The sequence below is a fragment of the Parafrankia colletiae genome (assembly GCF_001854655.1).
In the GTDB taxonomy this organism is placed as follows: Bacteria; Actinomycetota; Actinomycetes; order Frankiales; family Frankiaceae; genus Parafrankia; species Parafrankia colletiae.
Genome location: NZ_MBLM01000047.1, coordinates 210,024 through 223,087 on the forward strand (window position 1 = coordinate 210,024; position 13,064 = coordinate 223,087).

The 13,064-nt window shown below is 70.5% G+C and carries 13 protein-coding genes; 10 read left to right on the forward strand and 3 right to left on the reverse strand.

Annotated features, from left to right (window positions below; genetic code table 11):
* The first annotated feature begins 328 nt into the window (after nt 1-328).
* Nucleotides 329-1,084: an NPP1 family protein gene (locus CC117_RS07785; RefSeq protein WP_071083052.1), complete on the forward strand. Its 756-nt coding sequence runs from the start codon at nt 329-331 to the stop codon at nt 1,082-1,084.
* A 598-nt stretch (nt 1,085-1,682) separates the two neighbouring features.
* On the opposite strand, the gene CC117_RS07790 is transcribed toward CC117_RS07785, so the two are convergent.
* The 3 genes from CC117_RS07790 to CC117_RS07800 form a co-directional block, all read right to left on the reverse strand.
* The gene (locus CC117_RS07790) at nt 1,683-1,982 is read right to left on the reverse strand and encodes a hypothetical protein (protein ID WP_157905374.1); all 300 of its coding nucleotides are present in this window, start codon (nt 1,980-1,982) and stop codon (nt 1,683-1,685) included.
* Nucleotides 1,983-2,046: 64 nt separating this feature from the next.
* Nucleotides 2,047-2,694: a CoA transferase subunit B gene (locus CC117_RS07795; protein WP_071083054.1), complete on the reverse strand. Its 648-nt coding sequence runs from the start codon at nt 2,692-2,694 to the stop codon at nt 2,047-2,049.
* Between the two features lie 2 nt (nt 2,695-2,696).
* Nucleotides 2,697-3,440, reverse strand: coding sequence for a CoA transferase subunit A (locus tag CC117_RS07800; RefSeq protein ID WP_071083091.1), 744 nt, complete (start codon nt 3,438-3,440; stop codon nt 2,697-2,699).
* Between the two features lie 1,012 nt (nt 3,441-4,452).
* Between CC117_RS07800 and CC117_RS07805 the strand changes: the two genes are divergently transcribed.
* From CC117_RS07805 to CC117_RS07845, 9 genes are all read left to right on the forward strand, one after another.
* A complete protein-coding gene (locus CC117_RS07805; protein ID WP_018639349.1) occupies nt 4,453-5,592 on the forward strand; it encodes an acyl-CoA dehydrogenase family protein in 1,140 nt (379 codons plus the stop codon).
* Between the two features lie 15 nt (nt 5,593-5,607).
* Nucleotides 5,608-7,029 carry an aldehyde dehydrogenase family protein gene (locus tag CC117_RS07810; protein ID WP_071083055.1) on the forward strand — a complete coding sequence of 474 codons (1,422 nt, stop codon included), beginning with the start codon at nt 5,608-5,610 and terminating at the stop codon, nt 7,027-7,029.
* Nucleotides 7,030-7,138: 109 nt separating this feature from the next.
* A complete protein-coding gene (locus tag CC117_RS07815; RefSeq protein ID WP_071083092.1) occupies nt 7,139-7,522 on the forward strand; it encodes a carboxymuconolactone decarboxylase family protein in 384 nt (127 codons plus the stop codon).
* Nucleotides 7,450-8,394: an NAD(P)-dependent oxidoreductase gene (locus CC117_RS07820; protein WP_241829926.1), complete on the forward strand. Its 945-nt coding sequence runs from the start codon at nt 7,450-7,452 to the stop codon at nt 8,392-8,394. Before CC117_RS07815 ends, CC117_RS07820 begins: the two co-directional genes overlap by 73 nt.
* 696 nt (nt 8,395-9,090) lie before the next feature.
* Complete coding sequence (locus CC117_RS07825) at nt 9,091-10,356, forward strand: aromatic ring-hydroxylating oxygenase subunit alpha (protein ID WP_071083057.1); 1,266 nt, start codon at nt 9,091-9,093, stop codon at nt 10,354-10,356.
* Nucleotides 10,340-10,663 (forward strand): hypothetical protein, encoded by a 324-nt coding sequence (locus tag CC117_RS07830; protein WP_071083058.1) that lies wholly within the window; start codon nt 10,340-10,342, stop codon nt 10,661-10,663. Before CC117_RS07825 ends, CC117_RS07830 begins: the two co-directional genes overlap by 17 nt.
* Before the next feature lie 2 nt (nt 10,664-10,665).
* Entirely contained in the window at nt 10,666-11,874 is a 1,209-nt protein-coding gene (locus CC117_RS07835; protein WP_071083059.1) for a metal-dependent hydrolase family protein, read from the forward strand.
* Entirely contained in the window at nt 11,864-12,274 is a 411-nt protein-coding gene (locus CC117_RS07840) for a nuclear transport factor 2 family protein (protein WP_071083060.1), read from the forward strand. The genes CC117_RS07835 and CC117_RS07840 overlap by 11 nt, the downstream gene beginning before the upstream one ends.
* On the forward strand, nt 12,271-13,064 hold a 794-nt coding region (locus tag CC117_RS07845), incomplete at its 3' end, for an acyl-CoA dehydrogenase family protein (protein WP_071083061.1). The genes CC117_RS07840 and CC117_RS07845, both read left to right, overlap by 4 nt.

A 13,064-nucleotide genomic window follows, 5' to 3' on the forward strand; every position in this document is an offset into this window, starting at 1 on the left:
CCTCCGTCAACCGGTCCTCGTCGGGAGCCGCACGGCGCCAGGATCCCGGCTGCCGCTCAACCATCCACCGGAAATCTGCTGTTGGCGCCGTGTTCCGAGAACTTTTGATGAGCCGTCAGCAGACGGACGGGCCGACAGCAAGGGCCGAGGCCAGGAACAGCGGAAACGGTTTCCGGCAACAACGCGACCTGGGGTTTCGCAGTATTCCCCCCCTCTTCATCACGCCGCAATCTTTTCTGGCACGCCGGGCGCATGGCGACCGAAGAATACAGGGCGGCAGACCGATCAGACCGCCTGACCCGTGCCGCGGTCGACCAGGAGGAAGGCAGTGTCGAAGAAGAGGAACCGGCTGAGGGTGTCGTTTGTCCTCGGCTGTACCGCAGCGCTGGTCGGCGTCTTCGCCGGCGTCGCGCTCGCGGCACCCCCCGCCGCGTTGCCCGCCAACGCGGACACCTTCGAGCAGACGTTCCAGCCGGCCTACGACTATGACACCGACGGTTGCTACTCGACCCCCGCGATCGGTCCCACCGGAACCCTCAACGGCGGTCTTAACCCGTCCGGCGCCCTCAACGGCAACTGCCACGACACGAGCGACCTCGACAACACCAACGGCTACTCCCGCTACAAGTGCAACAACGGCTGGTGCGCGATCCTGTACGGCCTCTACTTCGAGAAGGACCAGGCCACGATCGGCGGGCACCGGCACGACTGGGAGCATGTCGTTGTCTGGGTGCAGAACAACCAGGCACAGTACGTCTCCACCTCGGCGCACGGGAACTTCAACATCTACCCGAGCAGCCAGATCCGATGGGACGGCACTCACCCCAAGATCGTTTATCACAAGGATGGTGTGAGCACCCACTGCTTCCGGCCGGCGAACTCCGGTGACGAGCCGCCGGAGAACGCCTACCACACCTGGCGGTACCCGCCCCTGGTCGGCTGGGGCGGCTATCCGAGCGGAATCCGGGACATTCTCGCCGCGGCCAACTGGGGCAGCGCCGTCTTCGGCCTGAAGGACGGCAACTTCAACAACCACCTGGCAGCGGCCAAGCCGGCCGGCATCCCCTTCGACCCCAACGCCTGACCGATTCCCGCGCCGGGTCACCCCCACCGCACGTTCGCCGCGGGTGACCTGGCGCGTTTTCCCGGGCCCCTGCCGCCCCACGGAAACGTCTCACCCCGCCCAGGCCCACCTCCTGACGTAGCCGTCAGAAAGCGGACTCCCGCCGTCCGCGGATGGGCAGACGTACGTCCGGGCCGCCGGTTCGGGGCAACGCTCGGGTTCAGGCAGTCCGCCCGATCGACATCGGCCCCGCGGGCGGGTCGGTGGCGGCCCACAGCACCGCTCCCGCCGAAGGCTCCACGGCGCCCCTGGGCCGCTGACCAGTGGTTCTCCCGACTTCTCCAGGTGCCTCGATCATCGGCAGCGACCCCTGAAACGCTCCTTCTGATCTTCCCGGCATACCGCCACCGACGATTTCTGGAACAGTCACCACAGTCGCTGTCAAGAGCACTTCCCAGCAAAGACAACACGCAGCCCTATAGTCGCGCGAACGCAACACTCGCGACCGCGCCGGAAGTCGGCCACCGGTGTCAGATCACTGGATACAGGGCCCGCCACCCGACGGGGGCCGGACGCAGGCCCGCGCCCCGGCCCGGCGGGGGGGCAGGCACTGCGCCGGCTACTCGCTCCGCGGCGGGCGCTGTGGCCGAGGTCGCACCCGCCCCTGTGCAGGGTTGGCGAACTCGAACCTGCCGACGACCGTCCGTCCGTCCTCGGCGTACACAGGTACCGAGATCGTCTCGCCGGCCGCGGCGAGGTCGGCGAGACGGCGGTTCCAGGCGGCCGCCTCCTCGAGAGTGCTGACGGTGCCGCCGGTCGCCGCCTCGCACTCAGCGCGGTTGAGGTAGCCGGTCCGCCCGTTCGTCGCCTGAGCGAGGTAGAGATCCGGCTCGTCGCCCGCCTCGTCCACGTCGCTCAACGATCCGTAGGTCTGTCCGGCCGCGTTGGTCGGCCACCGGCGGCCCATGGCGCGCGGGCTCGGGCTATGCCGACACGAGGTCGACGGCGAGCTCGCTGCCGGTGGCGGCGCGGACGTCGTCCACGGTCACGCCGGGCGCCGTCTCACGCAGGACGAGACCGCCGCCGGGAACCACGTCGATGACCGCCAGGTCGGTGATGATCCGGTGCGCGCAGGCCCGGCCGGTCAGCGGCAGGGTGCACTCGTCCAGGATCTTGTGGCTGCCGTCGCGGGCGACGTGCTCCATCATCACGATCACGTGCCGGGCACCGTGGACGAGGTCCATCGCCCCGCCCATGCCCTTGACCATCTTGCCGGGGATCATCCAGTTGGCGAGGTCGCCGGCCCGCGAGACCTGCATGGCGCCGAGCACCGCGACGTCGACGTGACCGCCGCGGATCATCGCGAACGACGACGCCGAGTCGAAGAACGAGGCCCCGGGCAGGACGGTGACCGTCTCCTTGCCGGCGTTGATCAGGTCCGGGTCGACGGCGCTCTCGGCCGGGTACGGGCCGACGCCGAGGATGCCGTTCTCGCTGTGCAGCACCACGGTCACGCCGGCTGGCAGGTAGTTGGGTACCAGCGTCGGCAGACCGATGCCGAGGTTGACGTACTGGCCGCTCTCCAGCTCGCGCGCGACGCGGGCGGCAAGTTCGGTACGAGTCAGGGCCATGGTCAGCTCACCGTCCGCTTCTCGATCCGCTTCTCCGTGTCAGGGGCGTGCACGACTCGCTGGACGAAGATTCCGGGGGTGTGGACCTGGACCGGGTCGAGCTCGCCGGGCTCGACCAGCTCCTCGACCTCGGCGATGGTCACCCGGCCGGCCGTCGCGCACAGCGGGTTGAAGTTCGCGGCGCTGGCGCGGTAGACGAGGTTGCCGTGCCGGTCGCCCTTCCAGGCGTGCACGAACGCGAAGTCGCAGACGATGCCACGCTCGAGGACGTAGGTGGCGCCGTCGAACTCCCGGGTCTCCTTCGGCGGCGAGGCGAGGGCGACCCCGCCCTTGCCGTCGTACAGCCAGGGCAGGCCGCCCTCGGCGACCTGGGTGCCGACACCGGCCGGGGTGTAGAACGCCGGGATGCCGGCGCCGCCGGCCCGCAACCGCTCGGCCAGGGTGCCCTGYGGGACGAGCTCGACCTCCAGCTCGCCGGAGAGGAACTGGCGCTCGAACTCCTTGTTCTCACCGACGTAGGAGCCGGTCGTGCGACGGATCCGGCCCGCACGCAGCAGCATGCCGAGGCCCCAGTCGTCGACCCCGCAGTTGTTGCTGACCGTCTCCAGGTCCTTCGGGCCGGCATCGAGGAGCGCGCGGATGAGGGCACTCGGGATGCCGCAGAGCCCGAAACCGCCCACGGCCAGCGACGCACCGTCAGGGACGTCCGCCACGGCGAGCGCCGGGCTCGGAATCACCTTGTCCAACCTGTCCACCCCTCCATCGCGCTACAGCGCCGGTCCTCGTCCGCCCGAGGCAGGCTGTGGTGCCTGCACAGGGTCCGTCCGCGGCCGGCGGGCAACAACCTTCGATCAGCGTGGCCGGTTCGACCGGCAGAACCGGCCCGACCGGTGCGCTGGGAGCCGCGCTGGGTTCACGGCGCCGGGCCGCGGCGCGCGGGGCCATGCGGCGCGGGTCCACGGGAGGAAGCCACGGAGGACTGCACGCCGGCCCCTTTCACGCGACGGTTCACGTTAGCAGAGACTCACATCGGTGCAGGCCCATCTCACCTGATCGGGCTCCGGCTGCCCGGCGCCCGGCAGCCGGGCAGCCGCTGGACTGCGTCCAGGTTGCGGCGGTACGTTTGGCAATGTTCCGCCGGCTGATGAGAACGCGATTTCCGCGGCCCGCCGACCTGCGGCTCCCGACGTGAACCGTCCACGGCGGACCCCTCCGAGGCGACCTGGAGGCATCCGACTGATGCTGTCGAAGGCGAGATCCGCTCCGGAGGTCCCGCGGGCGGCCGCCAGCGGATTCCAGACAGGCTTCCCGACGGGCCGTGCACCCGGGCACGGAAACGATCCGTCCGCGCGCGTCGGGCTCCCCCCGCGAGAACCCTCCTCTCCGCAGGAGCGCTCCCCCGCACACCCGGCTCTCGCCACGGGCGGGCCCGCTCGGCTGAGCCACTCGTCCCCCTGACCACCGGAGCCGGGCGGCGCCGGGCACCACCAGCTCACCCCGGCGAGCTCGCCCCGGCCCCCAGCCCGATGACCTGCCCGCCACGGCCCGCTGGCAGGCTCCACCCAGCGGCACGCCCCGCTCCGACCCGTCCCGAGGCCGCGCTCCCGGCTCACGGCTCACGGCCGGAGCGACGGACCACACCGGCGGGGGGGCCGGTGGGCGCCACCGGGCAGCCCCGCGGGATCGCTCGGCCGCACACCCACGCAAAGACACAGATCCGGCGGAGACTTCCGCCTTGACCAGGAGAGAGGCGACCGGATGCGACGCACGGTCTACGGTCCCGAACACGAAGCCTTCCGGGCGGCGGTCCGCACCTTTCTCGAGAAGGAGATCGGGGCTCACTACCGGGAGTGGGAGGAGGCCGGGCTCCCCCCGCGCGACTTCTACAACAAGGCCGGTGACCTCGGGATCCTCGGTCTCGGCATCCCCGAGGAGTACGGCGGCGGTGGCGCCGACTTCCTGTTCAACGCCGTCGTCACCGAGGAGGCCGCGCGGGCCGGCTACGCGCTGGGCCCGCTGCGCATCCACGCCGACATCTCCGTTCCGTACTTCGTCGACCACGGCAACGACGAGCAGAAGGCGCAGTGGCTGCCGGGCCTGGCCAGCGGCGAGCTGGTCGCCGCGCTGGCGCTGACGGAGCCGGGCGCGGGCTCGGACCTGGCCGGCCTGTCGACGACGGCACGGCGCGACGGCGACCACTACGTGGTCAACGGCTCGAAGACGTTCATCACGGGCGGGCTGAACGCCGACCTGTTCCTCACCGCGGTGAAGACGGACCCGACCCAGCGCCACGCCGGGCTGTCCCTGCTGGTCATCCCCGGTGACCTGGCGGGTGTGAGCCGCGGCGCCCCGCTGCACAAGATCGGGCTGCACATCCAGGAAGCGGTCGAGATCTTCTTCGACGACGTCCGTGTCCCGGCCGAGTACCTGCTCGGCGAGGAGGGCCAGGGCTTCACCTACCTGACCTCCCACCTGGTGCAGGAGCGGCTGTCGATCGCGATCAACGCCCAGGGGGCGGCGGCGTCGATCGTCGAGCAGACGGTGGAGTACGTCAACAGCCGCAAGGTGTTCGGCAAGACACTCAACACCTTCCAGAACACCAAGTTCGTGCTGGCCGGGTGCGCCACCGAGGTCGAGGCCGGGCAGGCGCTGCTGGACCAGGTACTGCTCGCCCACGTGGCCGGCGAGGCGACGCCGGCGGACGCGGCGAAGGTCAAGCTGTTCTGCACGGAGATGCAGGGCCGGGTGATCGACGCCTGTCTGCAGCTGTTCGGCGGCTACGGCTACATCAACGAGTACCCGGTGGCGCGGGCCTGGGCGGACGCGCGGGTCGGGCGCATCTACGGCGGCTCCAGCGAGGTCATGAAGACGATCATCGCGAAGTCCCTCGGACTGTGACGGCCGGAGTCTGACATGCCCGACCGCCACGATCACTGGATCGACGGCCACGCGGTGGCGCCGGCCGGCGGGGCGTACCTGCCGACGCTCGACCCGTCCACACGCGAGGCCGGCGACGAGATCGCCGCCGGTTCGGCGCCGGACGTCGAGCGTGCCCTGACCGCCGCCGCGGCGGCGCAGCCGGCGTGGGCCCGCAGTTCCGGCGCGCAGCGCAGCGAGATCCTGCTGCGCGTCGCGGACGTGATGGACGCCCACACGTCCGAGCTGATGGAGCTGGAACGGGCCGCCACCGGGAAGGTGCCCGGCCAGCTGCGGGTCGAGGTCGAGATGTCGTCGGCCTACTTCCGTTACTACGCGGGGGTTCTGCGGGCGCAGCACGGTCGCACGATCGACCTCGGCGGGGACAGCCACACCTACACCCGGCTGGAGCCGTACGGGATCATCGCGGTGATCACCCCGTGGAACCTTCCGCTGAACCAGGCCTGCCGGGCGCTGGCCCCGGCGCTGGCGGCCGGGAACGCGGTCGTCGCCAAGCCGTCGGAGCTGACGTCCGTCTCCACGGTGTACCTGGCACGGCTCGCGACCGAGGCCGGGCTGCCGGACGGGCTGCTCAACGTGGTGACCGGCACCGGGCCGGAGGTGGGCACGCCGCTGGTGTCCGACGCCCGGGTCGGGCGGATCACCTTCACCGGTTCGGTCGCCACCGGGCGGCACCTGGCGCGGATCGCCGCCGACCGGCTGGTGCCGACCACCCTGGAGCTCGGGGGCAAGTCCCCGATCCTGGTGTTCGCCGACGCGGACCTCGGGCGGGCCGCCGCGGCGGCGGCCTCGTCGGTGGCGACGAACGCCGGTCAGGTCTGCTCGGCGACGACCCGGCTGCTCGTCGAGGCCCGGGCGCACGACGAGCTGGTGGAGCGGGTCGTCGCCGCCGTCGAGAAGCTCACCCCGGGGGTCGACTTCGGCCCGATCATCACCGAGGCCCAGTACCGCAAGGTGCTGGACTTCTTCGCGGCGACGCGGGCGACCGGCGTGGAGCCGGTGACCGGCGGCGGGCCCTACGAGAACGGCCCCGGCGCGCGCGGGTTCTACATCCGTCCCACCATCTACGCCGGGGTGGCGCCGCACCTGCCGGTCGCCCGCGAGGAGATCTTCGGCCCGGTCCTCGTCACGATGCCGTTCGACGGTGAGGACGAGGCGCTCGCGCTCGCCAACGACTCCGAGTACGGCCTGGTCGGCAGTCTGTGGAGCGGGGACGTCGCCCGCGGCCTGCGGCTCGCCGAGGGCATCGACGCCGGCCAGGTGGCGGTGAACGGTGGTCCGATGACCATCGAGACGCCGTTCGGCGGTTACAAGGCCAGCGGCTACGGGCGGGAGAAGGGCATCGAGGCGCTGCACGAGTACGCCCGGGTGAAGACCGTCAGCCTGTCCCTCCGCTGACACCCTCGGGGCCCGTTATCTGACACATATGGATCCCACCGGCACGGATCTGACACGCGCAGATCCGTGCTGCATGGATCCGACCTGCACGGAGAGGATCACCGCAACCATGGAACAGAGCGAGCAGCTCCAGGCCGCCTACGCACTGCGCCGGGCCATGCTGGGCGACGCCTACGTGGACAGCGCGACCAGCGACACCGACGAGGTCAGCCAGCAGTTCCAGGACCACATCACCGCGCAGGCGTGGGGCGTCTGGACGCGGGAGGGCGTGCTGTCGACCCGCGACCGCAGCCTGCTGGTCATGGCGATGACGGCCGCGCTGGGCCGGATGGAGGAGTTCCGGCTGCACGCGAGCTGCTCGCCGCGTACCGGGGTGAGTGACGCGGAGATCGACGAGCTGCTGTTCCAGGTGGCGGCCTACTGTGGCGCGCCGGCCGCGATCTCCGCGCGGCGCGCGGTCAGGGCCGTGCGGGCGGAACGCGACGGGGCGTGACGATGACGGAGGTGACGTCGCCGAGCGTCGGGTTCATCGGGCTGGGGAACATGGGCGGGGCGCTCGCGGCGAACGTGGCCGCCACCGGCGTCGAGCTGGTCGTGCACGACGCCGCCGGGCCGGGCCGGGCGCCGGCGGGCACGGTCTTCGCCGACGACGTGGCCGCGGTCGCGCGGGCCGCCGACGTCGTGGTGCTGAGCCTGCCCGACGGGGCCGTGTCGGAGGCGGTCGCCGGGCAGCTCGCCGCGGCCGACCAGCGGCGGGTCACCCAGGTCGTCGACACCTCGACGATCGGGGTGACCGCCGCCGGGCGCATCACCGAGCTCCTCGCCGCCCGCGGGATCGGGTACGTCGACGCTCCGGTCTCCGGCGGCGTGGCCGGGGCTCGCGCCCGGACTCTGACAGTGATGTACGCGGGCACGGACGAGGCGTGCGCGCGGGTGGAGCCGGTCCTGGCGGCACTCTCGGACCGCCGCCGCCGTGTCGGTGACCGGCCGGGGCTGGCTCAGGCGCTGAAGCTGGCGAACAACTTCCTCGCCGCGGTCGCGCTCGCGGCCACCAGCGAGGCTGTCGCGTTCGGCACCGAGGCCGGTCTGGACATGGCGACCATGCTGGACGTCCTGAACACGGCGAGCGGGCAGAACAACGCGACCGCCGAGAAGTTCCCCCGCCAGGTCGTCACCGGCACCTACGCCGCCGGTTTCGCGAACTCGCTGATGGCGAAGGATCTGCGGCTCTACCTCGGCGAGGTGCGGGAACAGGGTGGGCCGACATCGCTCGGCACCGTCACCTCCTCGCTGTGGGAGGCGTTCGCGGCCGCGGAGCCCGGCGTCGACTTCACCAGGATCTATCCGTTCGTGCGGGGTTCCTGAACTCTCCGGCGCGCCTGCGCCCTCCGGTACGCCCTGCGGGGCGCCTCCTGACACGCCCTGCGGGGCGCCTCCTGACACGCCCTGCGGGGCGCGGCCGGGAGGCGCCCCGTTCTCGCATGTCGGAGCCGGGCTGCAGCCGCGGTGGAGCCGGACTGGACACGCGCGGCCGGAGGTCCGGAGAGCGCCTCCACAGGTTCTCGAGAGCGGTCGGACAGGTTCCGGAGAGCGCCTCAGCACCTTCGCGGGACAAGGTATGACATCCTCCTCTCCATGGTAGGGAGCATCCCTCTCCTGCCTGGAGAACTGGCGACCCCCGGGGAGGTGTCGCGGCGCCGGGGCGCCGCTGGTGGAAGTCCTCATCCGGGGCTGCGGCCACAGCCGGGGGCCGGAGACGGCCTGTCTCGGCCCGTCGCCTCCACCCCGCCGATGGCACAGGGCGTTGACGCGGACGCCCCTCTCGTGGAAACCTTATTATCGACCGCGAGAACGTAGTTCTCACCGGAGCGAGGGGAGGCTGGACGGATGTGTGTTCCGTTCCGCTCACCGTCGCCACCGGTCGACCCGAGGACCACGTCGACGGCCGCCAGGGGATGGATCCGCCGCACACCGTCGGTGCCTGTCGCCTGCTCGCCACAGCCCGCACCAGTACCGGCCGCATCAGTACCGGCATAGAGCTCGAACACGAGAGGTAAACCTGTGCCCCATTACAAGAAGCCCGACGCGGGCAGCTGGACCCAGCACTATCCCGAGCTCGGCACAGCGCCCGTCGACTACACCGACTCGATCGACCCCGCGTTCTACGAGAAGGAACGGGAGGCGATCTTCAAGCGCACCTGGCTGCACGTCGGCCGGGTCGAGCGCCTCCCACGCACCGGCAGCTACTTCACCAAGGAGCTGCCCGTCCTCGGCACGTCACTCATCATCGTCAAGGGCGGCGACGGCAAGATCCGCGCCTTCCACAACGTGTGCCGGCACCGCGGCAACAAGYTGGTGTGGGAGGACTTCCCCGGCGAGGAGACCGAGGGCACCTGCCGGCAGTTCATCTGCAAGTACCACGCCTGGCGCTACGACCTCACCGGCAAGCTCACCTTCGTCCAGCAGGAGGGTGAGTTCTTCGACCTCGACAAGGCCGACTACGGCCTGAAGGAGGTCCCCTGTGAGGTGTGGGAAGGCTTCGTCTTCATCAACCTCAACCCGCAGCAGACGCTCGCCGAGTACCTCGGCGAATTCGCCGCGGGCTTGGAGGGCTACCCCTTCGGCGAGATGACCGAAGTCTACTCGTACAGGGCCGAGGTCGGCAGCAACTGGAAGATCTTCATCGACGCGTTCGCCGAGTTCTACCACGCGCCGATCCTGCACCAGAAGCAGGCGGTCAAGGCGGAGGCCGAAAAGCTCATCGGCTACGGCTTCGAGGCGCTGCACTACGAACTGAAGAGCCCGCATTCGATGGTCTCCTCCTGGGGCGGCATGGCCCCGCCGAAGGACCCGACAATGGTCAAGCCGATCGAGCGGGTGCTGCGCAGCGGCCTGTTCGGCCCGTGGGACCGGCCCGCCATCGACGGTCTCGACACGCTGCCGGTGGCCCTCAACCCGGCCGGGCACCGCGCCTGGGGCCAGGACTCCTTCGAGTTCTTCCCCAACATGACCCTGCTGATCTGGGCACCGGGCTGGTACCTGACCTACCTGTACTGGCCGACTGCGGTCGACAAGCACATCTTCGAGGCGAACCTCTACTTCGTCCCGCCGAAGAATGCTCGTGAGCGTCTCGCGCAGGAGCTGGCCGCTGTGACGTTCAAGGAGTACGCACTCCAGGACGCCAACACCCTCGAGGCCACGCAGACCATGCTGGCCACCCGTACCGTCAGTGAATTCCCGCTGTGCGACCAGGAAATCCTCCTCCGGGCCCTGCACAAGGAAGTCGGCGACCGCGTGAAGGAGTACAGCGATGCCTCTGCCGTCTGAGTTCTCGGCYCTCGAGCCTTTCCTGGCCTGGGAACTGGCCACCGAGCCGGAGCGCTACGCCAAGCGGCTCGCCTCCTCCATGGACGAGATGCAGGCCTTCTACGACACGGCCTTCCCGCTCCTCGAGGACGCGATCACCTACTGTGACAAGTTCCCCCTCGACGACCTGTCCGACGAGGCCCGGACCCTCATGCACCTGATGCAGTCCCTGGTCATGGTGTCCTTCCCGGTCGAGGTCTGGAAGCAGCCGAGGGTTCCCGACAGCGGCGCCGCGTACCTGGATGTGATCGTCGAGCCCGTGGTCTGACGGTGCTCACGCTCAGGGCTGCCGGGCTTGTCGACGTCGACCTCGGCGAGGTCGTCAGGCCCGGCATCGTCAAGGTCGACGGCGAGCGGATCGTCGGGGTCGGCGGCCCCGTCGAGGGTGAGGTCGTCGACCTCGGCGATCTGGTCCTCCTGCCCGGCCTGATGGACATGGAGGTCAACCTCCTGGTCGGCGGCCGCGGGGAGCACCCCGTGGTCTCGCAGGTGCGTGACGACCCGCCGCTGCGGATGCTGCGCGCCGTGGAGAACGCCCGCAGGACCCTGCGGGCGGGCTTCACGACCGTCCGCAACCTCGGCCTGTTGGTGAAGACCGGGGGCTACCTGCTCGACGTCGCGCTGAGCAAAGCCATCGACGCAGGCTGGGTGGACGGCCCACGGGTGGTTCCGGCCGGGCACTCGATCACCCCGACCGGCGGCCACCAGGACCCGACGATGTTCGGGGCGTACGCACCGCACGTTCTCGACCTGACGGTCGAGGAGGGCATCGCCAACGGGGTCGACGAGGTCCGCCGGGCGGCCCGTTACCAGATCAGGCACGGCGCCCAGCTGCTCAAGGTGTGCGTGTCGGGCGGGGTCCTGTCACACACCGGCCTGCCCGGTGCGCAGCACTACTCGACCGAGGAGCTGCGTGTCGTCGTCGACGAGGCGCACCGACGGAGCCTGCGGGTCGCCGCGCACGCGCACGGCGCCGAGGCGGTGCGCTCCGCCGTGCTGGCCGGCATCGACTGCATCGAGCACGGTTTCCTCGTCGACGACGAGGCGATCGCGTTGATGGTGAAACACGGGACGTTCCTGGTGGCGACCCAGGCCCTCACCGAGGCCATGGACATCTCCCGCGCCGCGCCCGCGCTGCGGGAGAAGGCGGCCCTGATCTTCCCCCGGGCCCGCGCCTCCGTCCGGGACGCCATCGACGCCGGGGTGAAGATCGCCGTCGGCACCGACGCCCCGGGCATCCCGCACGGCAGGAACGCGATCGAACTGGTAACACTGGTCGAACGCGGCATGACGCCGATCGGCGCCATCCGGGCAGCAACCACCACCTCGGCCGAGCTGCTCGATGTCACCGACCGGGGCCGGCTGGCCGAAGGCCTGCTGGCGGACATCATCGCCGTGCCCGGTGATCCGCTGCAGGACATCTCAGTGCTGCAGAACGTGAAGTTCGTGATGAAGGGTGGCAGGACCTTTGTCCACTGACGATGTCATCGAGATCCAGCAGCTGCTGGCCAAGTACGCGGTGACCATCACCAAGGGCGATGTCGAGGGGCTGTTGTCGGTCTTCACCCCCGACGGCACCTACAGCGCCTTCGGCGACATCTTCACCCTCGACCTGTTCCCCAAGATGGTCGCGGCCGCCCCCAAGGGCCTGTTCCTGACCGGGACGGCGCTCCTCGAGATCGACGGGGACAACGCGTCCGGCACCCAGCCGCTCTGCTTCATCGAGCACTCCAAGCACGACATGCGGATCGGCTACTACTCGGACACCTACCAGCGCACGGCGGACGGCTGGCGTCTGCGCACGCGGAAGATGACGTTCATCCGCCGCAGCGGAGCCCACGACTCGGGCCGTCCGCACGCGTACGAACCGACTCCGTGAACATCGGGGACTTCCGGTCGGGCGTCCGGGAATGGCTCGCACAGCATGACCTGACCCCGGGGCCCGACCACTCCCTCGACGGCCAGGTGGCGCAGCTCGCCCGGGTCCGCCGGGAGCTGTACGACGCCGGGTGGATGCGGTACGGCTGGCCCGCCGAGGTCGGGGGGCTCGGCGGCCCGGCGGTGCTGCGCGCGGTGCTCGGCGAGGAGGTCGCCACCCGCGACCTGGCCGAGCCGGGCATCTACTCGATGATCGAGGTCCTGGCACCGACCATGATCTCGTACGCGCCGCCGGCGCTGGCCGCCGAGATGGTGCCGCTGCTGCTGTCCGGCGCCGAGCAGTGGTGCCAGGGCTTCTCCGAGCCCGGCTCGGGCAGTGACCTCGCCTCGCTCTCCACCCGGGCCGAGCCGCGCGGTGACGACTGGGTGATCAACGGGCAGAAGGTGTGGACGAGCCTGGCCCAGTACTCCCAGCGCTGCGTGCTGCTCACCCGCACCGCGCCGGGCCACGGCGGCATCACGGCGTTCTTCGTCGACATGGACACCCCGGGCATCACCGTCCGCCCCCTGCGCACCATGCACGGCATCGACGAGTTCGCCGAGGTGTTCTTCGACGACGTCGTCGTGCCCGGCAGCCGCATGCTGGGCAGGCCGGGGGACGGCTGGCAGCTCGCGATGGACCTGCTGCCCCACGAGCGGTCGACCTGCTTCTGGCACCGGATCGCGCACCTCTTCGAGCGGCTGGACCGGCTGATCGACGCCATGCCGAACGCCGACGCGAGCCTCCCCGC

Coding starts and splice junctions, on each gene's coding strand:
- CC117_RS07815 (WP_071083092.1), top strand. CDS start 7,139: ATGGAACAGAGCGAGCAGCTCCAGGCCGCCTACGCACTGCGCCGGGCC.
- CC117_RS07810 (WP_071083055.1), top strand. CDS start 5,608: ATGCCCGACCGCCACGATCACTGGATCGACGGCCACGCGGTGGCGCCG.
- CC117_RS07805 (WP_018639349.1), top strand. CDS start 4,453: ATGCGACGCACGGTCTACGGTCCCGAACACGAAGCCTTCCGGGCGGCG.
- CC117_RS07795 (WP_071083054.1), bottom strand. CDS start 2,694: ATGGCCCTGACTCGTACCGAACTTGCCGCCCGCGTCGCGCGCGAGCTG.